Below are 24,943 nucleotides of genomic sequence, written 5' to 3'. Positions count from 1 at the left end.
CGTTCTACCTCAGCTTCAGGGTGGCAAGGCCGATCAGCACCAGAATCACGGTGATGATCCAGAAACGGACGATCACGCGCGGCTCCGGCCAGCCCTTGAGTTCAAAATGGTGGTGGATCGGCGCCATGCGGAATACGCGGCGGCCGGTCAATTTAAAGGATGCAACCTGAATGACCACTGACAGGGTCTCCATCACGAACACGCCGCCCATGATGAACAGGACGATTTCCTGGCGAACGATGACGGCGATGGTGCCCAGGGCGGCGCCCAGCGCCAGCGCGCCGACGTCACCCATGAAGACCTGGGCCGGATAGGTGTTGAACCAGAGGAAACCCAGGCCGGCGCCGATCAATGCGCCGCAGAACACGATCAGCTCACCCGCCCCAGGCACGTAGGGGATCAGCAGGTATTCGGCGAATTTCACGTTGCCCGACAGGTAGCAGAAGATCCCCAGCGCGCCGCCGACCATGACCGTTGGCATGATCGCCAGGCCGTCGAGGCCGTCCGTGAGGTTGACCGCGTTGCTCGAACCGACGATCACCAGGTAGGTCAGCACGACGAAGCCTGCGCCCAGCGGAATGCTGTAGTCCTTGAGCATCGGCAGGATCAGGGTGGTTTCCACCGGCGAAGCGGCGGTCATATAAAGGAAGATCGCCGCGCCCAGGCCGAACACCGACTGCCAGAAATACTTCCAGCGGCTCGGCAGCCCACGGGAGTTCTTCTCGATGACCTTGCGGTAGTCGTCGACCCAGCCGATGGCGCCGAACAACAGGGTTACCAGCAGCACGGTCCAGACATAGCGGTTCGCCAGGTCGGCCCAGAGCAAGGTGCTGACGCCGATGGACGACAGGATCAACGCGCCGCCCATGGTCGGGGTGCCGGATTTGGACAGATGCGACTGCGGCCCGTCGTTACGCACCGACTGGCCGATTTGCAGGTTCTGCAGGGTGCGGATCATCCACGGGCCCAGGAACAGCGACAACGACAACGCGGTCAGCACACCCAGGATCCCGCGCAGGGTCAGGTATTGGAAGACCGCGAAGCCTTTGTAGAACTGTTGCAGGTACTCCGCTAGCAGCAGCAGCATCAATGTTTCTCCGTACGGGTGCCGCACAGCGCTGCGACGATGTTTTCCATCGCTGCGCTACGAGAGCCCTTGATCAATAAGGTGGTGTTCGGGTCCTGCTCGGCACCCAGGGCCTGGATCAGGTCGGCCTGAGTGGTGAAATGCTGTGCGTGTTCGCCGAACGCGGCGACGGCATGGGCCATCAGCGGGCCGACGGCATACAGCGCATCGACTTTGCCACGGGCATAGGCACCGACATCGTGGTGCCCCTGTTGCGCCCAATCCCCCAATTCGCCGATGTCTCCCAGCACCAGCACGGTGCGGCCGGAGAAACCGGCGAGGATATCCACCGCCGCGCACATGGACGTCGGGTTGGCATTGTAGGTGTCGTCGATCACTCGCATGCCGTTGCTGGCCAGTTGCGCAACCGTGCGCCCCTTGACCGGTTGCACGGCGTTCAAGCCTGCGACGATGCCCGGCAGGGACACGCCCAGCGCATGGGCGGCAGCGGCGGCAGCCAGGGCATTGGCGACGTTATGGGTGCCGAGCAGGTTCAACTGGACCCGCTCCGAACCGTCGGGACTGTGCAGGTTGAAGGCCGGGCAACCACGGGCATCGCGGTCCAGGTCGCTGGCGTAGAAGTTCGCGGCGAGGTTGCTCAGGGCAAACGTCAGCACCTTGCGCTCACCCGCCCGCGTCTTCCAGATGTCGAACGCCTTGTCGTCGAGATTCAATACGGCGACGCCATCGGCTTCCAGCCCTTCGATGATTTCACCCTTGGCCTCGACGATTTTTTCCGGGCCGCCGAACTCGCCGACATGGGCGGTCCCGGCGTTGTTGAGCACGGCGACGTGAGGCTTGGTCATGCCCACGGTGTAGGCAATCTCGCCCAGCCGCGAGGCACCCAGCTCGATGACGGCCGCGCTGTGCTCCGGCGCCAGTTCGAGCAGGGTCAACGGTACGCCGAGGTCATTGTTCAGGTTGCCCCGAGTCGCCAGCACCGGACCACGGGTACGCAGAATGCTGGCGAGCATTTCCTTGACCGTGGTCTTGCCGCTGGAACCGGTGATGGCCGCGACCGGATTGCCGAATGCCGCACGGTTCAGTGCGCCGAGCTGGCCCAGGGCCTGGCGGGTATCGCCAACCAGCAGTTGTGGCAGCGCACTGTTGGTGACTTCGCGCTCGACCAATGCCGCGACCGCACCTTTGGCCGCCACGTCATTCAGGTAATCGTGGCCGTCAAAACGCGGCCCGGCCAAGGCGACGAACAGTTGTCCCGGGGCAATGGCCCGGCTGTCGATGCTGACGCCGTCGAAACGGGCGTCCGCCGCGATGAGTCGCGCATTCAGGGCGCTGGTCAGCTCGCTGAGTTTCAAGGCTTTAAGCATGGGCCACCTCCCAGGCGGTCAAGGCGTGATCGGCCTCGACCAGATCGGAGAAGTCATGGCGCACGCCGTTGATTTCCTGGTAATCCTCGTGCCCCTTGCCAGCCAGGACGACCACATCGTCCGCCGAAGCGCTGGCGATCAACTGGGCAATCGCCTGGCCGCGACCCGCCACGAAGGTCACCTTGTCCGCCGCCGAAAATCCGGCACGGATGTCATCGAAAATCTGCATCGGGTCTTCGCTGCGTGGGTTGTCGTCGGTGACGAGTACGCCATCGGCCAACCGCTCCACCACCTCGGCCATCAGCGGGCGCTTGCCGCGATCACGGTCGCCGCCGCAGCCGAACAGGCAAAGCAGTTTGCCTTTGGCGTGAGGCCGCAGGGCCATCAGGACTTTTTCAAGGGCGTCGGGGGTGTGGGCGTAATCAACCACCACCAGCGGTTGAGTACCGCCACCCAGGCGCTGCATGCGACCGGCCGGGCCTTCGAGCTTCGGCAGGACCTTGAGGATTTCATCCAGCGCGTAGTCCAGCCCCAGCAAGGCGCCGATGGCGGCCAATACATTGCTCAGGTTGAAGCGCCCCAGCAAGGTGCTGCGCAGATGGTGCTCGCCCTGCGGCGTGACCAGCGTGGCTCGCACGCCCTCGTCGTCGAATTGCGCCTGGCGTATATAAAGGTGCGCGCTGGCATCTTCCAGGCTGTAGGTGATCAACCGGGACTCGGCCTGTTTGGCCGCCAATTGCCGGCCGAACTCATCGTCGAGGTTGATGACCCGGCACTTCAGGTTGTTCCAGGCAAACAGCTTGGCCTTGGCTTCGCCATAGGCCTGCATGGTGCCGTGATAGTCCAGGTGATCCCGGGACAGATTGGTCAATACGGCAATGTCGAACGCCAGGGCGGTAACGCGCCCCTGGTCCAGGCCATGAGAGGAAACTTCCATCGCAACCGCCTTGGCGCCGGCCTTTTTCAGGTCGGCCAAGGTCGCCTGCACGGCAATCGGGTTTGGCGTGGTGTGCAGGCCGCTCACCAGTGCACCGTGGAAGCCGTTGCCCAGCGTTCCGACAATGCCGCAATGCTGCCCCAGCAGGTCCAGCGCCTGGGCCACCAGTTGGGTGACGCTGGTCTTGCCGTTGGTACCGGTCACGCCAATCAGGTTCAGGTGACGGCTCGGCTCGCCATAAAAGCGCCCGGCGATGTCCGATAGCTGCGCCGCAAGGCCCTTGACCGGAATCAGCGGCACATCGGTGATCGGCAGCACAGTCGCGCCTTCCACTTCATACGCCACGGCAGCCGCGCCGCGCTGCAAGGCATCGGCAATGTGGGCGCGGCCGTCGTACCGTCCGCCCGGCACGGCCAGGAACAGGTCCCCGGCGCGGACGTTGCGGCTGTCCAGGGCCAGTTCGCGAATCAGCAGATCGTGACCGGCGTGGGCAAAAATCTTGTTCAGGCTCAGGGACATCAGCCACGCCCTCCATCGGCTTTCAAAGGGACGACCGGCGCGGTGCTCGCCTGCTGGGTGGGCGGCAGGTTATCCGGGGTGACGTTCATCAGGCGCAGGGTGCCGGACATGACCTTGCTGAATACCGGCGCCGACACCAGGCCACCGAAGTAGCCCGCCTTGCTCGGCTCGTCGATGACCACAACGATGGCGTAGCGCGGGTCACTCATCGGGCCGAAACCGGCGAACAGCGAGCGGTAGGAGTTTTCGGCATAACCCTTGGTGCCCACGGAGGTCTTGCGGGCCGTACCCGATTTGCCGGCGACGTGATAGGCCGGTACCTGGGCGCGGAACACGCCGCGCGGCGCCTCGATCACCTGCTGCAACATGCCCTGCATGGTCTTGGCGACGTTCTCGGGGATCACCTGGGTGGTCTGCGGCGGCTTGTCGGTCTTGATCAGGGTCAGCGGCGCGATGCGGCCGTTGTTGGCCAACGCCGAGAACGCGTGGACCAGTTGGATCGCCGTCACGGAGACACCGTAGCCGTAGGACAGGGTTGCCGTCTCGGCCTTGCGCCACTCGCGGTAATTCGGCAGGTTGCCGACACGCTCGCCAGGGAAGCCCAGGCCGGTGTCCTGGCCGAGACCGATCTTCTGCGCCAGGCGATAGATGGTCTCGCCGCCGATGTCGAAGGCGATCTTGCTCATACCGACGTTACTGGAGTTGATCAGGATGCCGGTCAGGTCAAGCACCGGGCCTTCGGTCTTGGACACGTCGCGAATGGTGTACTTGCCGATCTGCAAGGTCCCCGGATACACCTCGACGGTGTCGCTCGGCTTCCAGCGTCCGGTTTCCAGCGCCGCGGCCATGGAAACGGCTTTCATGGTCGAACCCGGCTCGAACACGTCGATCATCGCGCGGTTGCGCATCATCGCCGGTTGCAGGTTGCGACGGTTGTTCGGGTTGTAGGTGGGCTGGTTGACCATGGCCAGGATCTCGCCCGTTTTCACGTCCATGATCACCAGGCTGCCAGCCTTGGCACCGTTCTCGACGATGGCATTGCGCAGTTCACGGTTGGCCAGGTATTGCAGGCGCAGGTCAATGGACAACGCCAAGGGCTTGCCGGCCTTGGCGTTTTTGGTGACCTGGACATCCTTGATCAGCCTGCCGCGCCGGTCCTTGATGACCTGGCGCTTGCCGGCGACCCCGGCGAGCCATTCGTCATAAGCCAGTTCCACACCTTCGCGTCCCCGGTCATCGATGTCGGTAAAGCCGACCATGTGGGCCGTCACTTCACCGGCCGGATAAAAACGCCGGAACTCTTCGATGCCATAGACGCCCGGCACCTTCAGGTCGAGCACGCTCTGGCCCTGCTCGGGCGTCAACCCGCGCACCAGATAGATGAACTCTTTATTGGCCTGGGCTTCAAGACGCTCGGCCAGCGCTTTCGGATCCTGCCCGAGGGCGGCAGCCAGGGCCGGCCACTTTTCCTTGGCCAACTGCATTTCCTTGGCGTTTGCCCACAAGGTGGTCACCGGGGTACTCACGGCCAGGGGTTCGCCGTTGCGGTCGGTGATCAGGCCACGGTGAGCCGGGATCGGGATATGCCGCACGCTGCGGGCATCGCCTTGCCCCTTGAGGAAGTCACGGTCGACCACTTGCAGGTCGATGATGCGCCAGGAGATGGCAGCCACCATGATCCCGAGCAGCCCAAGGACCAGACGGAACCGCCACGGGAACAGCGCCCCTTCGAGCTTCATCATGGCGCCACCATCTGCACTTCAGCAGCATTCGGGATGCGCATTTTCAGCTGTTCGGTGGCCAATACTTCGATGCGGCTGTGGGCAGTCCAGGTGCTCTGCTCCAGGATCAACCGGCCCCACTCGGCCTGCGCCTTGTCGCGCACGCTCAGTTCGTTATAAAGCGTATTGAGCAACTGCCGGTTCCAGTGCGCGCTATAGGACACGCCGATGGCCGACACGAGCACGCCGATGAACAGGAGCAGCATGAAAAAGCTGCCGCCCGGCAGGGGCTTGGCGAAAAGCTTGCTCACCGCAACTTCTCCGCAACACGCATGACGGCGCTACGGGCCCGGGGATTGGCCTTGAGCTCCGCCTCGGAGGCAAACTGCGCCTTGCCATGGATCTTGATTTTCGGCACGAAGGCCTCGAAACGCACCGGCAGGTTGCGCGGCAGGTTGTCGGCCTCGCCCTTGGTGAGCTTGCGCATGAACAGCTTGACGATGCGGTCTTCCAGGGAATGGAAGCTGATCACCACCAGGCGACCGCCGATCTCCAGCACTTCCAGGGCGGCTTCAAGGCCGGCCTCGAGGTCGCCCAGTTCGTTATTGACGTGGATGCGCAATCCCTGGAAGGCTCGGGTCGCCGGGTTCTTGCCCTTCTCCCACGCCGGGTTGGCGACTTTCAGCACTTCGGCCAGGTCGCCGGTGCGCTCGAATGGCTTGATGTCACGGCGCTCCACAACGGCGCGCGCCATGCGTCCGGAGAAACGCTCTTCGCCGTACTCCTTGAAGACACGGGCGATTTCCTCCACCGGCGCGGTGTTGACGAATTCGGCGGCGCTGATTCCGCGAGACGGATCCATGCGCATGTCCAGCGGGCCATCATTGAGGAAACTGAAACCGCGCTCAGGATCGTCCAGTTGTGGCGAAGAGACACCCAGGTCGAGCAGGATCCCGTTGACCTTGCCGGCCAGGCCCCGCTCGGCGACCTCCGAACCCAGCTCCGCAAAGCTGCGCTGCACAATGACAAAGCGGCCGTCTTCGGCCGCCAGCGCTTGCCCGGTGGCAATCGCTTGAGGATCCTTGTCGAATCCCAGCAGCCGGCCATCCGGCCCGAGCTGGCTGAGAATCAGCCGGCTGTGCCCACCGCGCCCGAACGTGCCGTCCAGATAGCAGCCATCAGGACGTACGGCGAGGGCCTCGACGGCCTCGTCAAGCAGTACGGTGATGTGGTTAAAGCCGCTATTTATAGTCACAGGATCAGATCACGCAGTTCATCGGGCATGGCGCCCGGTTGTTGAATAGCAGCGAGGTCGGCGGCGGAAACCGCATTCCAGGCATCTTCGTCCCACAATTGGAACTTGTTCAGTTGGCCCACCAGCATCGCGCGCTTGTCCAGCTTGGCGTACTCGCGCAGGCGCGGTGGAACCAGGAAACGACCGCTGCCATCGAGCTCCAGGTCGACGGCATTACCGATCAGCAAACGTTGCAGCCGGCGGTTTTCTTCACGCAGCGAAGGCAGTGCGCGCAGTTTGGTTTCGATGATTTCCCATTCATCCAACGGGTAGACACATAGACAAGGGTCAACGGCATCGATCGTGACGATCAACTGACCGGAACTACGCGAAACGAGCTCGTCACGGTACCGGCTCGGCATGGCGAGACGGCCCTTTGCATCGAGACTGATAGCGTTGGCTCCGCGAAACACGTCAGCGTTTCTCCAAAATCTAGCGTTTTACGTCCAAAAAACCCACTTCATGCCACTTTCCTCCACTCGCGCACACTATAGGAATGCGCCTACCGCACCGTCAAGGCGCGGATTGAAGGAAAAGCCTTATAGATCGGAGATTTAGGAGCGTTTTAGGAGGGCCAACAAGAATCTGACGTAGGATTTTTCACCTCAACCCGAGCAACCACAGGAAGCTGCGCTCACAAGTTAAAGTGATTTGTTAAGAGTAAGATTTTTTTGGTCTTAGGAAATGCGTCTGCCAGTGATTTCGGCAGGAAGGGAAAAGGTGGAGAGTCGATCTGTAAGCCGGGTTCTGTCTTGAACAGTCATTCGTCTACGATGGCCATCACTGGACATCTTTAGCAACCTACCCGGTCCCAGCGCGGGCCACGCCTTGGGACCCTATTTGGTCTTGCTCCAAGTGGGGTTTACCTAGCCACGAACTGTTGCCAGCCGTGCGGTGCGCTCTTACCGCACCTTTTCACCCTTACCGGCGCCGAAACGCTTAGGCGGTTATTTTCTGTGGCACTTTCCGTAGGCTCACGCCTCCCAGGCATTACCTGGCACTTCGCCCTATGGAGCCCGGACTTTCCTCCCCCCTCCAATTCTCATAGAGGGCAGCGACTGTCCGATCGACTCTCCGCCGCGAAGGTTAACGGCAGAGCGCCTGAAGAACAAGCGCTAAAAGCCTTTGGCCATGTTGCCTGTCCGGTTTTACCGGGTCTTCTGCCGGTCCAGCGCGACCTGATACAGCACGTTCTTGCGCTCGCCGGTGATTTGCGCAGCCAGGGCGGCCGCACGCTTGAGCGGCATCTCCTCGAGCAGCAGATCCAGGATGCGCATCGCTTCGCTACTGACGGCCTCTTCACTCTCCGGCGCGGTCCAACCCGCCACCAGTACGACACATTCGCCACGCTGCTGGTTGCTGTCGCTTTCGACGAAGGCTCGCAACTGCGCCAGCGGCAATCCCTTGAGGGTTTCGAAGGTCTTGGTCAGCTCACGCGCCAGGAGCGCCGGACGCTCGGGGCCGAACACCAGCTCCATATCTTGCAGGCACTCGAGGATACGGTGCGGCGCCTCGTAGAAGATCAGCGTGCGCGGCTCTTCCTTTATAGACTCCAGGCGCGCCCGACGCCCCACGGCCTTGGCCGGCAGGAAGCCTTCGAAGATGAAGCGGTCCGATGGCAGGCCGGCCGCCGACAACGCCGCGATCAAGGCACAGGCGCCAGGCACCGGCACCACGTTGATGCCCGCCGCGCGGGCCTGGCGCACCAGGTGGTAGCCGGGGTCGGAAATCAGCGGCGTGCCCGCATCGGAGATCAGCGCGACGTTATCACCCGCCAACAGGCGCGTGATGAAACGACTGCCCTCGTCCCGCTCATTATGTTCGTGGCAAGCGGCCAGCGGCGTGGAGATGCCGAAATGCTGCAGCAGCCGCTGGGAATGACGGGTGTCTTCCGCCGCGATCAGGGCGACCTCCCGCAGGATCTTCAGCGCCCGCGCACTGATGTCGTCCAGGTTGCCGATGGGCGTCGCCACCACATAAAGCGAGCCCGCAGCGGAATTCAAAGCACCTGGAGCAGTCAAAACGCGCACCTCACAATCGGTAAAACCGCCATTGTAGCGCGTAGTGACCGTGTAGGCTGTTCGGGGCCCGGCAACCTTTTGTGCTGCACCGCAACATTTGAAATACCTAAATTGATCGATTCACACCACTGACATCGCGCCCCGGCCAGCGCTTGGGTACAATTCGACGCTAATTTGATCTCGTATCAGGACATTTACATGATCGCTTGCCTGCGGCTGCTCTCCGCCCTTTGCCTCGCCGCCCTTCTGGCGGCCTGCGTCAGCTCGCCCTCGTCCAGCCTTGGCGAACTCCCTCGGACCCCGGATGCCAGTATCGAGCAACTGCTCGAACAGGCCGCCCAAAGCAAGACACCGGAAAAGGCCGCCCTGCTGCGCCTGAGCGCGGCAGACCTGGCCTACCGCCAGGGCAATGCCGGCCAGTCCGCACAGATCCTGCAACAAGTGCCGATGGAACAGCTCAAGCCAGGCCAGCAGATTTTCGCCAGCACCCTGGCGGCAGAACTGGCAATGACGCGCAATCAGCCCAAGGCAGCGCTGACCGCCCTGAGCCACCCAAGCCTGCAACACTTGAGCGAAATGCCGGTGGAACAGCAGGTCCGCACCGGGACCATCCGTGCCCGCGCCCTCGAAGCCGATGGCCAGACCCTGGCGGCCGCGAAGGAACGCATTTTCATTGCGCCCCTGCTTGAAAACGAAGCGGCGGCCAAAAACCACGAAGCGATCTGGTCGCTGATTGCCTCGTTGCCCACCGATCAATTGCAACCGACCACCACCGACGACCTCGGTGGCTGGCTGAGCCTGGCTCGCGCCGTGAAAACCGCCGGCACCCTGGAACAGCAGCAAGCGGCTATCGACCACTGGCGCGAACAGAACCCGAAGCATCCGGCCGCCCTCCAGCTGCCGACACCCCTGGTCAAGCTCAAGGAACTGGCGAGCCAGCCCCTGAGCAAGATCGCCCTGCTGTTGCCGCAGAATGGCCAGTTGGCCGCCGTCGCCAAAGCGCTGCGTGAAGGCTTCATGGCATCGCACTACCAGGCCCAGCAGGCCGGACAGAACCCACCGAGCATCCAGTTCTACGACAGCTCGACCCTGACCTCCATGGACGAGTTCTATCGCAAGGCCCAGGCCGACGGCGTGCAACTGGTGGTTGGTCCCCTGGAAAAACCATTGGTCAAGCAGATCAGCACGCGCCCGCAGCTACCGATCACCACCCTTGCATTGAACTACAGCGAAGGCGAGCAAGGCCCACCCCAGCTGTTCCAGTTTGGCCTGGCACCCGAGGATGAAGCCCGCGAAGTCGCTCGTCGCGCCCGCGCCGATGGCCTGCATCGCGCAGCGGTCATGGTGCCGAAAGGCGAATGGGGTGATCGCGTATTGAAAGCCTTCAGCCAGGACTGGCAAGCGACCGGCGGTTCCATTCTCGCCATTGAGCGTGTCGACCAGCCAGTACAACTGGCCCAGCAGATCGCCGACATGTTCCAACTGCGTCAGAGCGAAGGTCGCGCCAAGAGCCTGCAGAACACCGTGGGCACCACGGTCGCGGCCCAGCCTTCCCGTCGCCAGGATATCGAGTTCATCTTCCTGGCATCGACCCCACAGCAGGCCCAGCAAATCAAGCCGACCCTGAACTTCCAGTACGCTGGAGACGTGCCGGTCTATGCGACGTCCCAGGTGTTCAGCGCCAGCGGCGATCAGAACCAGTACAACGACATGAACGGTATTCGCTTCTGCGAAACCCCGTGGTTGCTTGATGCCAACGACCCACTGCGCAAGCAGGTCACTGCCCAGTGGCCACAAGCTGCCGGCAGCCTCGGCCGGTTGTATGCGATGGGGGCAGATGCCTATCGCCTGGCGCCGCGCCTGGGCCAGCTGAAGACGCTGCCGGACAGCCGCATCGAAGGCCTGACGGGCAGCCTGGCGGTGTCCCAGTCCCAACGGGTTCAGCGTCAACTGCCTTGGGCCCAGTTCGTCAACGGCCAGGTACAGCGCCTGCCGGACACCCAGCGCTGATGCCCGAACGATCACGCCGGCAAAGCGGACGGGATGCCGAGGGCCAGGCCCTCGCGCATCTCCAGCAGCAAGGCCTGCGCCTGGTGGCGCAGAACTGGCTGTGTAAACGCGGCGAGCTTGATCTGGTCATGCTTGACGGCGATACAGTAGTATTCGTCGAAGTCCGCTACAGAAAAAATACCCAATGGGGTGGCGCGCTCGATAGCATCGACGAGCGCAAGCGCCAGAAACTGGTTTTCGCCGCGCAGTACTTCCTGCAAAACGAATCTCGCTGGGCCGATCACCCCTGCCGTTTCGACGTGGTTGCCATCGACAGCAACGCCGATCAGTTGAATTGGCTGCAGAACGCCTTCGACAGCTGAACGCCTGCGTCCATGACGAACCGAGCCGGACACCTTCACTCAACTTGCTCTTTGCTTTGCGCGCCGCACACGCTTGTGCCGATAAGTCGCGCTACTTAAGGTCACACAGATGGACATGCAATCACGAATTCGCCAGCTTTTTCAGGCCAGTATCGACACCAAGCAACAGGCGATGGACGTACTTGCACCCTACATCGAGCAAGCCAGCCAAGTGATGGTCAACGCCCTGCTCAACGAAGGCAAAATGCTTTCGTGTGGCAATGGTGGCTCCGCCGGCGACGCCCAGCACTTCTCGTCCGAACTGCTCAACCGTTTCGAACGCGAGCGCCCAAGCCTGCCGGCTATCGCCCTGACCACCGACAGCTCGACGATCACCTCGATCGCCAACGACTACAGCTACAACGAAGTCTTCTCCAAACAGATCCGCGCCCTGGGCCAACCCGGCGACGTGCTGCTGGCAATCTCCACCAGCGGCAACTCGGCCAATATTATTCAGGCGATCCAGGCCGCACATGATCGCGAAATGATTGTCGTAGCATTGACCGGACGTGACGGCGGCGGCATGGCTTCATTGCTGTTGCCTGAAGATGTCGAGATCCGCGTACCGGCCAAAGTCACCGCACGCATCCAGGAAGTCCACCTGCTGACGATCCACTGTCTTTGCGACTTGATCGACAGCCTAATATTCGGGAGTGAAGAATGACCCCTAATCGCCTGGGCCTTCTGGCCCTGACCCTGTGCCTCGGCATCAGCGGCTGCACATCGGTGGTTAATGCCAGCCGGGAAAAGCCGATTGAAGATGATCGCGGCACCCGCACCTTCGGCAGCAAGATCGACGACTCCCTGATCGAAACCAAAGTTGGCGTGAACATCGCCAAGGCCGACCCGGATCTGGACAATAACTCGCATATCGTCGTCACCAGCTTCAACGGTGTCGTGCTGTTGGCCGGCCAGACCCCACGGGAAGACCTCAAGGCCAAGGCCGAGCAGGAGGCCAGCGCCGTACAACGGGTCAAGACCGTGCATAACGAATTGCAGGTCCTGCAACCTTCCTCACTGCTGGCGCGTCAGAACGATGCCTGGCTGACCACCAAGATCAAGACCCAGATGCTGACCGATGCCAGCATTCCCGGCTCGCGTATCAAGGTTGTGACCGAGAATGGCATCGTTTACCTGCTAGGGCTGCTGACCAAGAAAGAGGCTGCCCAGGCGACCAATCTGGTGCAGGGGGTGTCTGGGGTGCAGAAGATCGTGAAGTTGTTTGAGTATATTGACTGAGGGTAGTTGCGGTTCTTGATGCTGCGCTTGGCTAGAAAACGGTGCTTCTTCAAGACGGGGAAGCGCCGTTTTTTTTGGAGGTGGTTGGTGTGTATATCCGTTTCTTCGGTAACGGCCACTTAAGGTTCCGCCCTTACGGCGGGTTACTTTTGAAAAGGCCCGGGGTGCCGGCCAGCCAAAAGTAACCAAAAGCGCCTCGCCCCACCACTGGGCACCTCGCCAAGGCTCGGTGTTCCCTCACTCCGGCATTGCTCCGTGAGCCCGCCGCGAAGGGCCATCCATGGCCCAGCGCGGCTATCCCGGCATCCATGCCGGGATACCCACTACGCAATGCCTGCGTTCGGCCCTTGTGGTTAATGGGGCGCCCAAGATCAAAAGCAAAAGCAAAAGCAAAAGCGAGGAGGTGTGACGGCCGGCCTGTCTTTACGGCTGCACCTCAATCCCACTGTGGGAGCGAGCCTGCTCGCGATTGCGATGTGTCAACCTACATCAATGCTGCTGACCTGACGCCATCGCGAGCAGGCTCGCTCCCACAATTGATCGGGGACAGCCGGTCGCCTCGCGAGCAAGCTTTGCTCCCACAGGTGGATTCAGGTGCAGCCGGAAGAGTCAGGCCGGCCATTAGGCCGCCTCGCTTTGGCTTTGGCTTTGGCTTTGGCTTTTGATCTTGGACGCCCCGTAAACCACAAGGGCCGAACGCAGGCGTTGCGTAGTGGGCAACCCGGCATGGATGCCGGGATAGCCGCGCTGGGCCATGGATGGCCCTTCGCGGCGGGCCCACGGAGCAATGCCGGAGTGAGGGAACACCGAGCCTTGGCGAGGTGCCCAGTGGTGGGGCAAAGACTTTTTGGTTACTTTTGGCTGGGCCGGCATTCCGGGCGTTTGCCAAAAGTGACCCGCCGTAAGGGCGGAACCATAAGCAGCCATTACCAAAGAAACGGATATGTACACCAATCCTTACTTCACCACCTTAAGACTAGGCCGACCACTAGGCCGCGGCGGCTCGTCATCCGGTGGCGGCAGGTCATCATCCACCTCGTACTCTTCCTCGCCATCCAACGGCGCTTCCAACTCAAACACCATGCCCTGGCCATTCTCCCGGGCATAAATCCCCAGGATCGAAGCGATAGGCACATACAGCGTGTGCGGCACACCGCCGAAGCGGCCTTCGAAGCTCACGGCATCGTTGTCCATGTGCAGATGGCGCACGGCGGCCGGCGAAACGTTCAGGACAATCTGCCCATCATTGGCAAACCCCTGCGGCACCTGTACCGATGGATACTCGGCATTGACCAGCATGTGCGGGGTGCAATCATTGTCCACAATCCACTCGTAGAGCGCGCGGACCAGATAAGGTCGACTGGAGTTCATAGCGGCTCCCTAAGCCTTAGCGCATGTCGCGTTCGACACCAGACAGGCTCGCCTGGAAAGTCTCACGCGCAAATTGGCGCTCCATATAATCAAGCAGCGGCTTGGCGGGCCGCGGCAGTTCGATACCCAGAATCGGCAAACGCCAGAGTATGGGCAATAGGCAGCAATCCACCAGACTTTGTTCCTCACTGAGGAAAAACGGCCTGTCGATGAACAGCGGCGATACGCCCGTCAGGCTTTCACGCAACTCCTTGCGCGCCACCACCCGCGCCGGCTCCTTGGTCCGTGGATCCAGGATCAGATCCACCAGCCCGCACCAGTCACGCTGGATACGATGGATCAGCAAACGGCTGTTGGCGCGCGCCACAGGGTATACCGGCAGCAAGGGTGGATGCGGATAACGCTCATCCAGGTATTCCATCACCACCGTCGACTCCCACAATGCCAGGTCACGATCGACCAGCGTGGGCAGGCTGCCGTAGGGGTTCACCTCGATCAGCTTCGGCGGCTGACGGCCGGCCTCGACGTAAATGATCTCGGCGCTGACACCCTTTTCTGCCAGTACGATACGTACCCGGTGGGAATAGTGGTCGGCGGGGTCGGAGTAACAGGCCAACCGATTGGTCACGCCCATGGCGATCCTCCTCGCTTGTTGAAATTTTAGGAAAGAAAAACGAGCGCGCCCAGAGGGCGTCTCCCGTAACACCTGGCTGACCAGGCTCGTTACACCTTCAGAGACGCCCTTGGGCGCGCACGATTAACAGCAACAGCTTACCGCTTTATCAATGTACGTCTTTCCAGTATTCACGCTTGAGCAGATAAGCGAATACGAAGAAGAACGCCAGGTACAGCAATACATACGTACCGATGCGCTGATGCTGCAGCTTCACCGGGTTGGCCGAGTAGGCCAGGAAGGTCACCAGGTTCTTGACCTTCTCGTCGAACTGCTCAGGCGTCAAGGTGCCGCTGTTCGGCACGATGGTCAACTGATCACAGGCTTCGTGAGTCAACGCGGTACCGGTCAGCGGGTCGTATTGCTTCTTGCCGTGCTCGACGACCTGCACCTGTTTGCAGCCTACCACCTGACGACCCTGCAGGCCGACCAGGACGTTCGGCATGCCGACGTTCGGGAAGACCTTGTTGTTCACGCCCCATGGACGCGCAGGGTCTTCATAGAACGAACGCAGGTAGCCATAGAGCCAGTCGGTACCGCGTACACGGGCGACGAGGGTCAGGTCGGGCGGCGCAGCGCCGAACCAGGTCTTGGCATCTGCCGGCTGCATGCCGATGGTCATGTGGTCGCCCAGCTTGGCACCGGTGAACACCAGCTTCTCGAGCATCAGCTCATGGGGAATGCCCAGGTCATCGGCCACACGCTCGTAACGCTGGAACTTGGCACTGTGGCAACCCATGCAGTAGTTGGCGAACGTCCGTGCGCCGTCCTGCATGGCGGCTTTATCGGAAACGTCGATGTCGACTTTTTCCAGCTCTGGACCACCGTGTTCAGCCGCGAAGGACAAGACAGGCATGGCAGCAAGAATCAGTACAGCAAATAGCTTTTTCATCAGCCAGTCACCCTTTCCGGAACCGGTTTGGTCTTCTCGAGCCTGGTATAGAACGGCATCAGAATGAAGTAGGCGAAGTACAGGAACGTACAGACCTGCGACAGCAACGTGCGCTCAGGAGTCGGTGCCAGTACGCCCAGCACACCCAGGATCATGAACGAGATGCAGAACACCACGAGCCAGATCTTGCTCAGCCAGCCTTTGTAGCGCATCGACTTGACCGGGCTGCGGTCCAGCCATGGCAGGACGAACAACACGGCGATGGCTGCGCCCATGGCAATAACGCCCATCAGCTTGTCCGGGATCGCCCGCAGAATCGCGTAGAACGGCGTGAAGTACCAGACCGGGGCAATGTGCTCAGGTGTCTTGAAAGCGTTCGCCTGTTCGAAGTTCGGCTTCTCGAGGAAGTAGCCGCCCATCTCCGGGAAGAAGAACACGATGGAGCAGAAGATGAACAGGAACACCACCACGCCGACGATATCCTTCACGGTGTAGTACGGGTGGAAGGCGATGCCATCCAGCGGTACGCCGTTTTCGTCCTTGTGCTTCTTGATGTCCACGCCATCCGGGTTGTTCGAGCCGACTTCGTGCAGCGCCAGGATGTGCAACACCACCAGGCCGAGGATCACGATCGGCAGGGCTACCACATGCAGGGCGAAGAAGCGGTTCAGGGTAATGCCCGAGATCAGGTAGTCACCACGGATCCACTGGGTCAGGTCGTTGCCGATGACCGGGATCGCACCGAACAGCGAGATGATCACCTGGGCCCCCCAGTAGGACATCTGGCCCCATGGCAGCAGGTAGCCCATGAAGGCTTCGGCCATCAGCGCCAGGTAGATCAACATGCCGAAGACCCACACCAGCTCACGAGGCTTCTGGTACGAACCGTAGAGCAGGCCACGGAACATGTGCAGGTAAACCACGATGAAGAACGCCGAAGCGCCGGTGGAGTGCAGCAGGCGCAGGATCGAGCCGTACTCGACGTCACGCATGATGTACTCGACGGAAGCGAACGCTTCTTCCGCCGACGGGGTGTAGCTCATGGTCAGCCAGACACCGGTGACGATCTGGTTGACCAGAACGAGCAATGCCAGGGAACCAAAGAAATAGAAGAAGTTGAAGTTTTTCGGAGCGTAATACTTGCTGAGATGGTCTTCCCACATCTTGGTCGCGGGAAAGCGCGCATCAACCCAATCCATAAGTTTGCTCATCACGCTTTCTCCGTGTCGACGCCGATGACAATGATGTCATCCGACTCATAGGAATGCGGGGGAACTGGCAGGTTCAGAGGTGCAGGCTGCGATTTGTAGACGCGACCCGCCAGGTCGTAGTGGGAGCCGTGGCAAGGGCAGAAATAGCCACCTACCCAGTCCTTGCCCAGATCGGCAGGAGCCACTTCGGGACGGAATGTTGGCGAGCAACCCAGGTGCGTGCAGATCCCGATCAACAGCAGGAGTTCAGGCTTGATCGAACGCGTTTCTGGATTGACGTATTCCGGTTGGACCGAGTTCTTGGAAGAGGGATCGGACAGCTGGCCCTCGATCTTTTTCAGATTCCCCAGGATTTCCTCTGTACGGCGGACGATGAACACCGGCTGGCCGCGCCATTCAGCAATCATCTGCTGGCCTGGCTCGATCTTGCTGACATTCACTTTCACCGGTGCACCTGCAGCTTTCGCCTTGGCACTGGGAAACCATGACCCCACGAACGGGACCGCAGCCCCCACCGCTCCTGCAGCACCCACCACGGATGTGGCTGCTACCAGGAAGCGACGCCGGCCTGCATTCACGCCGTCATTGCTCATTCAGTCCTCTCCCATCAGCTTTGTGGCCTGTTAGATCAGGCGTCTACTAAGTAAAAATCTGAACTTATAAAAATTTTGCCGAATGGTAATGAAAACCCCCAATTCTGACAAGGTAATTACCAAGCGGCCCTACCGCCAAGCCTTGTAGTATAGGGGCTCTACGAATGTGGCAAGTTGTCACAGAGCATTTATTTCGCCCATAAAAAAACGCCCAGCTCCGTGAGGAAACTGGGCGCCTTTTGAAAGCGGAAGCGAAATTAACGCTTCGAGTACTGCGGACGCTTACGCGCTTTACGCAGACCGACTTTCTTACGTTCAACTTCGCGAGCGTCGCGAGTCACGAAGCCAGCTTTGCGCAGTGCGCTACGCAGGGTTTCGTCGTAGTCCATCAGAGCGCGAGTGATGCCGTGGCGGATTGCGCCAGCTTGACCACTTACACCACCACCGATAACGGTGACGTAGATGTCGAATTTTTCGACGGTCTCGGTCAGTTCCAGCGGCTGACGAACTACCATGCGGGCAGTTTCGCGGCCGAAGAAGTTATCCAGGGAGCGGTTGTTGATGGAGATGTTACCAGTGCCCGGACGCAGGAAAACGCGTGCGGTTGCAGTCTTGCGACGGCCAGTGCCGTAATTTTGAGTCGCCGACATAATGAACTATTCCGTTAAAACTTCAGTTCTTGGGGCTGCTGAGCAGTATGAGGGTGAGCAGCGCCCGCATAAACCTTCAGCTTACGATACATGTCGCGACCCAGTGGGTTCTTAGGCAGCATGCCTTTAACCGCGGTCTCGATCACGCGCTCAGGGGCTTTGGCGATCAGCTTTTCAAAGTTGATCGACTTGATGCCGCCCGGAAAACCGGAGTGGGAGTAGTACATTTTGTCAGTGGTTTTAGCGCCAGTAACACGTACTTGCTCAGCGTTGATCACGACGATGTAGTCACCGGTGTCAACGTGAGGGGTGTACTCAGGCTTGTGCTTGCCACGCAGACGGCTCGCGATTTCGGTGGCCAGACGACCCAGGGTCTGACCAGCAGCGTCGACGACGAACCAGTCGCGCTGTACTGTTTCCGGTTTAGCAGTAAAAGTTTTCATTCTTTATAGCCTCAGGGGCCGCCCTGTAAATTAGACGGCGGATCTTACTGAATAGTGCGTACTTTGACAAGTCAAAGGCAGCCGGATACAGACGCTTTCGGGGGCTCGGGTCGGCGCGTCCGTTCAACGGCAAGATTCTTCGGCGGCGGCGCATCACTTCCACTGCAGAAAGAGGTGCGCAATTATGCAGATTGCGAAAAATATTTCAACCTGCTTTTATGATTGTTTTGCCCAAGGAGCCACCGATGGACTATCGCCAGCTAGGCCGTACCGATCTGAACGTGAGTGCCCTGTGCCTCGGAACCATGACCTGGGGCGAGCAGAACAGCGAGGCCGAGGCTTTTGCCCAGATCGAACGCGCCAAGGGTGCCGGCATCAACTTCCTCGACACCGCCGAAATGTACCCGGTCCCGCCCAAGGCCGAGACCTATGCCACCACCGAGCGCTACATCGGCAACTATTTCAAGAGCCGTGGCGACCGCGCCGACTGGATCCTGGCGAGCAAGATCGCCGGCCCCGGCAACACCATCGATTACATCCGCGACAAAAATCTCAAGCACAACCGCCGCCACATCGTCGAAGCGCTGGACGCCAGCCTCAAGCGCCTGCAGACCGACTGGATCGATCTTTACCAGTTGCACTGGCCGGAACGCAGCACCAATTTCTTCGGGCAACTGGGCTACCAGCACAAGGCCGATGAAGCGTTCACCCCGCTGGAGGAAACCCTCGAGGCCCTCGACGAACAGGTCCGTGCCGGCAAGATCCGCCATATCGGCCTGTCCAACGAGACGCCGTGGGGCACCATGAAATTCCTCGCCCTGGCCGAAGCCCGTGGCTGGCCGCGAGCGGTGTCGATCCAGAATCCGTACAACCTGCTCAACCGCAGCTTCGAGATCGGCCTGGCGGAAGTCGCCCTGCGCGAACAATGCGGGCTGCTGGCCTACTCACCGCTGGCGTTCGGCTTCCTGTCGGGCAAATATGAAGGCGGCGCACGGCCGGCCAAGGGCCGCCTGACGCTCTACAGCCGCTTCATGCGCTACTTCAATCCCCAGTCGGAAGCGGCATGCAGCCGTTATGTGGCGCTGGCCCGCGAACATGGCCTGGACCCGGCACAGATGGCCCTGGCGTTCGTCACGCAACAACCGTTCGTGACCAGCAACATCATCGGCGCCACCACCCTTGAGCAACTGGACAGCAACATCGCCAGTTTCGACCTGAAGCTGTCGGACGAAGTGCTGGCGGGGATCGAGGCGATTCACAAGGATCAGCCTAACCCGGCGCCTTGATCGACCCGCAGCCCCCATCGCGAGCAGGCTCGCTCCCACAAGGGTTGCTGATCGTTCCCACGCACAGCGTGATCGTTCCCACGCTCTGCGTGGGAATGCATCCGGTGACGCTCCGCGTCACCAGAGCGGAACGCAGAGCGTCCCTGGCGGCGTTTCCACGCAGAGCGTGGGAACGATCCCCCCGGACCACAACGCAATCAAAGCGACCGCGCAATGATCTCCTTCATGATTTCATTGGTCCCTGCATAGATCCGCTGTACTCGCGCATCCGCCCACGCCCGGGCAATCGGGTACTCCCACATGAAGCCGTAGCCGCCATGCAACTGCACGCATTCGTCGAGCACCTTGCATTGCAGGTCCGTGCCCCAGTACTTGGCCATCGCCGCCGTCGGCACGTCGAGCTTGCCTTGCAGGTGCAGCTCCAGGCAACGGTCGATGAAGACCCGGCCGATCTGGATCTCGGTGGCCATTTCCGCCAGCTTGAAGCGGGTATTCTGGAACTCCGCGATGGATTTGCCGAAGGCCTTGCGATCGCGGGTGTAGTCCAATGTCCATTGCAGCGCCGCTTCGGCCGAGGCCAGGCCACCAATCGCGACGGTCAGGCGCTCCTGGGGCAGCTCCTGCATCAGGTAGGCAAACCCCATTCCAGCCTGCCCGAGCAGGTTTTCCTTCGGCACGCGGACATCCTGGAAGAACAATTCCGACGTGTCCTGAGCCTTCATGCCGACTTTCTCCAGGCGCTTGCCCTTCTCAAAGCCAGGCGTGCCCGCTTCCACCAGGAACAAGCTGGTGCCCTTGGCGCCGGCTTTCGGGTCGGTCTTGGCGACCACGATCACCAGGTCGGCGAGAAAGCCATTGGTGATGAAGGTCTTCGAACCGTTGATGACGTATTCATCACCGTCCAGGACCGCCGTGGTTTTCACCCCTTGCAGGTCGGAACCGGCGCCGGGTTCGGTCATGGCAATGGCCGTGACCATTTCGCCGGAAACCAGTTTCGGCAGGTATTTCTGCTTCAACGCTTCACTGCCGTAATGCAGGATGTACGGCGCAACGATATCCGAATGCAGTGAGAAGCCGATGCCCGTCAGCCCCAGGCGGCCGATCTCCTCGATCACGACCGTACTGTAGAGGAAGTCCGCATCGAGCCCGCCATAGGCTTGCGGCAGATGCGAACACAACATCCCCGCCTCCCCGGCCTTGTTCCAGAGCCGGCGATCGACATGACCCTGCTTTTCCCACTGGCTGTGGTACGGAACGGCCTCCTTCTCCAGGAACGTTCGCACGCTGTCGCGAAACAATTCGTGCTCGGGGCTGAACAGGGTTCTGGGGATCATGGCGCACCTTTGGTTAGAGTTGGAGGGGGTCATCCGATGAGCCTAAGCCCGGGAGGTACCATAGGACACTGGACACATCCGACAAAAAATAAGACGATCCAGCCGTCTGGTGACCACTTTCCCCTATAAAAACAAGATGAAATTATGTCTATGCACCCCTCCACGCCCTTGCGGCGCGTCAGCATCCTGGCAGTCGACCGGGTTTTCGCTTTCACTCTCATGCAGGCCAAGGATTTCTTCCACCTGGCCAGCCTGCGCTACGGCAAGCAACTGGGCCTGGGCCTGACACCGGCGTTTGAAATCCGCTTGGTCAGCCCTGATGGCAAACCGGTGAACAGCTTCAGCGAAGTGATCATGCCGGTGGATGGCGGCCTGGAAAACACCGATGTGATTATCCTGCCGGCGTTCTGGGACGACTTCGCCACCCTCTGCCAGCGTTATCCCCAGGTCCTGCCCTGGCTGCGAGAACAGCACGCCCGCGGCGCTGTACTGTGCGGAGAAGCCACCGGGGTATTCTGGCTTGCCGAAGCCGGGCTGCTCGATGGCAAGGAAGCCACCACCTACTGGCGCTTCTTCAACGCCTTCAGGGAGCGCTTTCCCCAGGTGCACCTGAACCAGGACAAGCACCTGACCGACGCCGACAACCTGTTCTGCGCCGGCGGCACGACTTCGGTGTGCGATCTCTACATCTACCTCATCGAACGCTTCTGCGGCGCCAACGTGGCCCAGGCCGTGGCGCGGGACATCCTGTATGAAGTGCAGCGCAACTATTCACCGGGCAGGATCGGTTTTGGCGGACAGAAACTCCATCAGGACGTGATCATCCTGCAGATCCAGCACTGGCTCGAAGAGCACTTCGCCGACAAGTTCCGTTTCGAAGACGTCGCCCGGGAACACGGCATGAGCATTCGCAATTTCATGCGCCGCTTCCAGACCGCCACTGGCGACAAACCGCTGCATTACCTGCAACGGCTGCGCATCGAAACCGCCAAGGGCCTGCTCTCCGGGAGCCGCAAGAGCATCAAGACCATCAGCTACGAAGTGGGCTACGACGACGCGAGCTTCTTCGCGCGGCTGTTCCGGCAGCACACGGACCTGTCGCCGAACCAGTACCGGCAGCAATTTCAGCAGGCGGCGTAAGGCTTCGGAGCCCACTACCCCATGTGGGAGCGAGCCTGCTCGCGATGACGGCAGCACATTCAGAATCGTAGCAAGCTGACCCACCGCCATCGCGAGCAGTCTCGCTCCCACAGGGTTATGCGGTGGATCAGCCATAAAAAAGGCCTGCAATCGCAGGCCCTTTGTGCTTTCCGAATCAGCCTAAGGCTTATGCGCCCGCGACAGGAACTCGTGGGACTGCATTTCCAGCAGACGACTCAAGGTCCGCTGGAACTCGAACGTCAGGCGACCGCCGGTGTAGAGGTCCTTGAGTTCGACTTCGGCCGAGATGATCAGCTTCACGTTACGGTCGTAGAACTCGTCCACCATATTGATGAAGCGACGGGCGATGTCGTCGGTGGTAACGCTCATCTGCTCGACGCCGCTGAGCAGCACGGCATGGAAAATCTTGCCCAGCTCGATGTAGTCGTTCTGGCTGCGAGGGCCGTCGCACAGCTCACGGAAATCGAACCAGGCCACATCGTCACAGGTGCGGATGGCGCGGATCTCGCGATTCTCGATCATCAGCACATCGTTTTCGACCGCCTGGGTGCATTCCGGGGTCAAGGCGCGGAAACTCTTGCGCAGGCTTTCCTCGGCAGCGGCGTCCAGTGGGAAATGGAACAGCTCCGCCTGTTCGAGATGGCGCAGGCGATAGTCGACGCCGCTGTCGACGTTGACGATTTCGGTGTGTTCCTTGATCAACGCGATGGCTGGCAGGAAACGCGCCCGCTGCAGGCCGTCCTTGTACAAGCCGTCCGGCACGATGTTCGAGGTGGCGACCAGGGTCACGCCATTCTTGAACAGCTCTTCCATCAAGGTGCCAAGGATCATGGCGTCGGTGATGTCGGACACGAAAAATTCATCGAAGCAGATCACCCGCGTTTCACTGGCGAAACGCTTGGCGATGATGGTCAATGGGTTCTTCTCGCCACCCAGGGTCTTCATCTCTTCGTGCACACGCTTCATGAAGCGGTGGAAGTGCGTGCGGGTCTTTTCCTTGAACGGCAGCGCCTCGAAGAAGGTGTCCACCAGGTAGGTCTTGCCACGGCCCACGCCACCCCAGAAGTACAGGCCCTTGACCGGTGCCAGGTCCTTCTTGCCGAACAGTTTTCCCAACAAGCCCGGCTTGTTGTTCGACGCGGCGATCAGGTCGTCGTACAGGCGCTGCAAATGCCGCACCGCCGTTTCCTGGGCTGCGTCGTGGAAGAACTCCGGGCGTTTCAGATCAGCTTGATATCGTTCTAGGGGCGTCATATTCGTTAGCAAGGCAACAAAAACGGGCCGTCACTGTAGCGACGGCCCGTAAGAATGGCAATCGGCCCTTATTCAGGGCCGATGGTCGGATGATGCTTTGGATCAATCCTGCACGGGCGTCAGCGCGACGCGCAGCGCATCGATAGCCGCATCCCGCGCAGCATCGTCGGCAAAAGCCGGGCTGTCCGCCACGCACTCACCTTCGAGCCAGACGCTGAAACCCGCCGCTTCATTGCGCACGTCCAGTGGCTGGCCGGCTTGCAGTTGCTTGGTCACCTGGCCCGCGGTCTTGCCATCGGCAAAATGGCGAGACAGCAACAGTTGTTCGCCGTCGGCGGCCAGCAAGCGGAAGCGGAAACTGCCGTCGTCTTCGCGAAAGCTGACGAAGCGTGCCGCCTTGGTGGCTTTTTTCTTCGTGTTGGCCGCCACTTGGACCTGGCTGACGAACGAACGCAGGCCAACGGCTTCACGCAGTTCGTTAAGGAACGGCGTGGCCACGGCCCGGGCTTTTTTCGCGCCCAGTTGCAGGATGTCTTCAAGGTCCGCCGGGCGTTCGATCAACTGGTGATAACGCTCGCGGGATTCACCCAGTTCGCTGTCGAGCAACTGGAACAGACGATTCTTCGCTTCGCCCCAACCCAGGCCTTGCAACAGCTCGCTGCGGAACTCGGCTGACTGGGCCGGGGTGGCGAAGGCCTGGAACAGCGTGAACAGGTGCGAGTTGTCCGGATCCTTCGCTTCGCCCGGTGCACGGGAGTCGGTGACGATCCGCGAGATCGCGTCCTTCATCTCCTTGGCGCTGCTGAACAACGGGATGGTGTTGTCGTAGCTCTTGGACATCTTGCGACCATCGAGCCCTGGCAGCGTGGCGACGCTCTCTTCGATCAGCGCCTCGGGCATGGTGAAAAATTCCTTGCCCTGGCCAAACAGGTGGTTGAAGCGCTGGCCGATGTCCCGAGCCATCTCCACGTGCTGGATCTGGTCGCGGCCGACCGGCACCTTGTGAGCGTTGAACATCAGAATGTCAGCGGCCATCAGTACCGGGTAGCTGTACAGGCCCATGGTGATGCCGGCGTCCGGGTCTTCGCCGGTCTCGACATTCTTGTCCACCGAGGCCTTGTAGGCATGGGCGCGATTGAGCAGGCCCTTGGCGGCGACACAGGTCAGCAGCCAGGTCAGTTCCGGGATCTCGGGGATATCGGACTGGCGATAAAAGGTCACGCGATTCACATCCAGGCCGCCGGCCAGCCAGGTCGCGGCGATTTCCAGGCGCGAGCGCTGGATGCGCAGCGGGTCATCGCATTTGATCAGGGCGTGGTAGTCGGCCAGGAAGTAGAACGAATCGGCATTGCTGTCGCGGCTGGCGAGAATCGCCGGGCGGATGGCGCCAGCGTAGTTGCCCAGATGCGGGGTGCCGGTGGTGGTGATGCCGGTCAGGATACGGGTACGAGTCGTCATGAATTATCGCTTGTCAGACTG

24 protein-coding genes and 1 other RNA gene are annotated in these 24,943 nt (G+C 60.8%); 6 read left to right on the top strand and 19 right to left on the bottom strand.

Features of this window, described 5'->3' with window-relative positions; all coding sequences use genetic code 11:
• Positions 1-4: 4 nt before the first annotated feature.
• The 9 genes from mraY to rsmI form a co-directional block, all read right to left on the bottom strand.
• Positions 5-1,087: a phospho-N-acetylmuramoyl-pentapeptide-transferase gene (gene mraY, locus CGA22_RS25380; RefSeq protein WP_041020571.1), complete on the bottom strand. Its 1,083-nt coding sequence runs from the start codon at positions 1,085-1,087 to the stop codon at positions 5-7.
• A complete protein-coding gene (locus CGA22_RS25375; protein ID WP_041020572.1) occupies positions 1,087-2,454 on the bottom strand; it encodes a UDP-N-acetylmuramoyl-tripeptide--D-alanyl-D-alanine ligase in 1,368 nt (455 codons plus the stop codon). The genes mraY and CGA22_RS25375 overlap by 1 nt, the downstream gene beginning before the upstream one ends.
• On the bottom strand, positions 2,447-3,910 hold the full coding sequence (locus CGA22_RS25370; RefSeq protein ID WP_041020573.1) for a UDP-N-acetylmuramoyl-L-alanyl-D-glutamate--2,6-diaminopimelate ligase: 1,464 nt from the start codon (positions 3,908-3,910) through the stop codon (positions 2,447-2,449). Before CGA22_RS25370 ends, CGA22_RS25375 begins: the two co-directional genes overlap by 8 nt.
• Positions 3,910-5,649 carry a peptidoglycan D,D-transpeptidase FtsI family protein gene (locus CGA22_RS25365; protein WP_177329221.1) on the bottom strand — a complete coding sequence of 580 codons (1,740 nt, stop codon included), beginning with the start codon at positions 5,647-5,649 and terminating at the stop codon, positions 3,910-3,912. The genes CGA22_RS25370 and CGA22_RS25365 overlap by 1 nt, the downstream gene beginning before the upstream one ends.
• Positions 5,649-5,942: a cell division protein FtsL gene (gene ftsL / locus CGA22_RS25360; protein WP_041020575.1), complete on the bottom strand. Its 294-nt coding sequence runs from the start codon at positions 5,940-5,942 to the stop codon at positions 5,649-5,651. The genes CGA22_RS25365 and ftsL overlap by 1 nt, the downstream gene beginning before the upstream one ends.
• Positions 5,939-6,886: a 16S rRNA (cytosine(1402)-N(4))-methyltransferase RsmH gene (gene rsmH, locus CGA22_RS25355; protein WP_041020576.1), complete on the bottom strand. Its 948-nt coding sequence runs from the start codon at positions 6,884-6,886 to the stop codon at positions 5,939-5,941. Before rsmH ends, ftsL begins: the two co-directional genes overlap by 4 nt.
• The gene (mraZ, locus tag CGA22_RS25350; RefSeq protein ID WP_003205355.1) at positions 6,883-7,338 is read right to left on the bottom strand and encodes a division/cell wall cluster transcriptional repressor MraZ; all 456 of its coding nucleotides are present in this window, start codon (positions 7,336-7,338) and stop codon (positions 6,883-6,885) included. The genes rsmH and mraZ overlap by 4 nt, the downstream gene beginning before the upstream one ends.
• 307 nt (positions 7,339-7,645) lie before the next feature.
• Positions 7,646-7,999: RNase P RNA component class A (rnpB, locus tag CGA22_RS25345), an RNA gene on the bottom strand.
• Between the two features lie 74 nt (positions 8,000-8,073).
• Positions 8,074-8,946 carry a 16S rRNA (cytidine(1402)-2'-O)-methyltransferase gene (gene rsmI, locus CGA22_RS25340; protein WP_041020577.1) on the bottom strand — a complete coding sequence of 291 codons (873 nt, stop codon included), beginning with the start codon at positions 8,944-8,946 and terminating at the stop codon, positions 8,074-8,076.
• Positions 8,947-9,144: 198 nt separating this feature from the next.
• On the opposite strand from rsmI, the gene CGA22_RS25335 reads away from it, so the two are divergent.
• From CGA22_RS25335 to CGA22_RS25320, 4 genes are all read left to right on the top strand, one after another.
• Complete coding sequence (locus CGA22_RS25335) at positions 9,145-10,956, top strand: penicillin-binding protein activator (RefSeq protein WP_041020578.1); 1,812 nt, start codon at positions 9,145-9,147, stop codon at positions 10,954-10,956.
• On the top strand, positions 10,956-11,318 hold the full coding sequence (locus CGA22_RS25330) for a YraN family protein (RefSeq protein ID WP_041020579.1): 363 nt from the start codon (positions 10,956-10,958) through the stop codon (positions 11,316-11,318). Before CGA22_RS25335 ends, CGA22_RS25330 begins: the two co-directional genes overlap by 1 nt.
• A 109-nt stretch (positions 11,319-11,427) precedes the next feature.
• Positions 11,428-12,021, top strand: coding sequence for a phosphoheptose isomerase (locus CGA22_RS25325; RefSeq protein WP_041020580.1), 594 nt, complete (start codon positions 11,428-11,430; stop codon positions 12,019-12,021).
• The gene (locus tag CGA22_RS25320) at positions 12,018-12,596 is read left to right on the top strand and encodes a BON domain-containing protein (protein ID WP_024781263.1); all 579 of its coding nucleotides are present in this window, start codon (positions 12,018-12,020) and stop codon (positions 12,594-12,596) included. Before CGA22_RS25325 ends, CGA22_RS25320 begins: the two co-directional genes overlap by 4 nt.
• Before the next feature lie 957 nt (positions 12,597-13,553).
• On the opposite strand, the gene CGA22_RS25315 is transcribed toward CGA22_RS25320, so the two are convergent.
• The 7 genes from CGA22_RS25315 to rplM all read right to left on the bottom strand — a co-directional run bounded on the left by CGA22_RS25315 (position 13,554) and on the right by rplM (position 18,429).
• Positions 13,554-13,967: a ClpXP protease specificity-enhancing factor gene (locus CGA22_RS25315; RefSeq protein WP_041020582.1), complete on the bottom strand. Its 414-nt coding sequence runs from the start codon at positions 13,965-13,967 to the stop codon at positions 13,554-13,556.
• Between the two features lie 16 nt (positions 13,968-13,983).
• A complete protein-coding gene (locus CGA22_RS25310) occupies positions 13,984-14,601 on the bottom strand; it encodes a glutathione S-transferase N-terminal domain-containing protein (RefSeq protein ID WP_041020583.1) in 618 nt (205 codons plus the stop codon).
• 148 nt (positions 14,602-14,749) lie between these two features.
• A complete protein-coding gene (locus tag CGA22_RS25305) occupies positions 14,750-15,532 on the bottom strand; it encodes a cytochrome c1 (RefSeq protein WP_041020584.1) in 783 nt (260 codons plus the stop codon).
• Entirely contained in the window at positions 15,532-16,743 is a 1,212-nt protein-coding gene (locus CGA22_RS25300; RefSeq protein ID WP_024781108.1) for a cytochrome b, read from the bottom strand. Before CGA22_RS25300 ends, CGA22_RS25305 begins: the two co-directional genes overlap by 1 nt.
• On the bottom strand, positions 16,743-17,336 hold the full coding sequence (petA, locus tag CGA22_RS25295) for a ubiquinol-cytochrome c reductase iron-sulfur subunit (RefSeq protein WP_041020585.1): 594 nt from the start codon (positions 17,334-17,336) through the stop codon (positions 16,743-16,745). Before petA ends, CGA22_RS25300 begins: the two co-directional genes overlap by 1 nt.
• 257 nt (positions 17,337-17,593) lie before the next feature.
• Entirely contained in the window at positions 17,594-17,986 is a 393-nt protein-coding gene (gene rpsI / locus CGA22_RS25290; protein WP_003228056.1) for a 30S ribosomal protein S9, read from the bottom strand.
• A 14-nt stretch (positions 17,987-18,000) separates the two neighbouring features.
• On the bottom strand, positions 18,001-18,429 hold the full coding sequence (gene rplM / locus CGA22_RS25285) for a 50S ribosomal protein L13 (protein WP_024781110.1): 429 nt from the start codon (positions 18,427-18,429) through the stop codon (positions 18,001-18,003).
• 245 nt (positions 18,430-18,674) lie between these two features.
• On the opposite strand from rplM, the gene CGA22_RS25280 reads away from it, so the two are divergent.
• The gene (locus CGA22_RS25280) at positions 18,675-19,715 is read left to right on the top strand and encodes an NADP(H)-dependent aldo-keto reductase (protein WP_041020586.1); all 1,041 of its coding nucleotides are present in this window, start codon (positions 18,675-18,677) and stop codon (positions 19,713-19,715) included.
• Positions 19,716-19,912: 197 nt separating this feature from the next.
• Here CGA22_RS25280 and CGA22_RS25275 read toward each other — a convergent pair whose 3' ends face one another.
• On the bottom strand, positions 19,913-21,049 hold the full coding sequence (locus CGA22_RS25275; protein WP_041020587.1) for an acyl-CoA dehydrogenase family protein: 1,137 nt from the start codon (positions 21,047-21,049) through the stop codon (positions 19,913-19,915).
• A gap of 243 nt (positions 21,050-21,292) precedes the next feature.
• Between CGA22_RS25275 and CGA22_RS25270 the strand changes: the two genes are divergently transcribed.
• Positions 21,293-22,189 carry a GlxA family transcriptional regulator gene (locus CGA22_RS25270; protein ID WP_177329222.1) on the top strand — a complete coding sequence of 299 codons (897 nt, stop codon included), beginning with the start codon at positions 21,293-21,295 and terminating at the stop codon, positions 22,187-22,189.
• A 180-nt stretch (positions 22,190-22,369) separates the two neighbouring features.
• On the opposite strand, the gene zapE is transcribed toward CGA22_RS25270, so the two are convergent.
• The gene (gene zapE, locus CGA22_RS25265) at positions 22,370-23,464 is read right to left on the bottom strand and encodes a cell division protein ZapE (protein WP_041020589.1); all 1,095 of its coding nucleotides are present in this window, start codon (positions 23,462-23,464) and stop codon (positions 22,370-22,372) included.
• A gap of 102 nt (positions 23,465-23,566) precedes the next feature.
• Positions 23,567-24,922 carry a tryptophan--tRNA ligase gene (locus CGA22_RS25260; protein ID WP_041020590.1) on the bottom strand — a complete coding sequence of 452 codons (1,356 nt, stop codon included), beginning with the start codon at positions 24,920-24,922 and terminating at the stop codon, positions 23,567-23,569.
• Positions 24,923-24,943: the final 21 nt, after the last annotated feature.

The organism is Pseudomonas sp. PSB18 (genome assembly GCF_014596565.1).
GTDB lineage: Bacteria > Pseudomonadota > Gammaproteobacteria > Pseudomonadales > Pseudomonadaceae > Aquipseudomonas.
The sequence above is the reverse complement of the archived record's forward strand: the minus strand, read 5'-3'. Positions and strand labels throughout refer to the sequence as shown.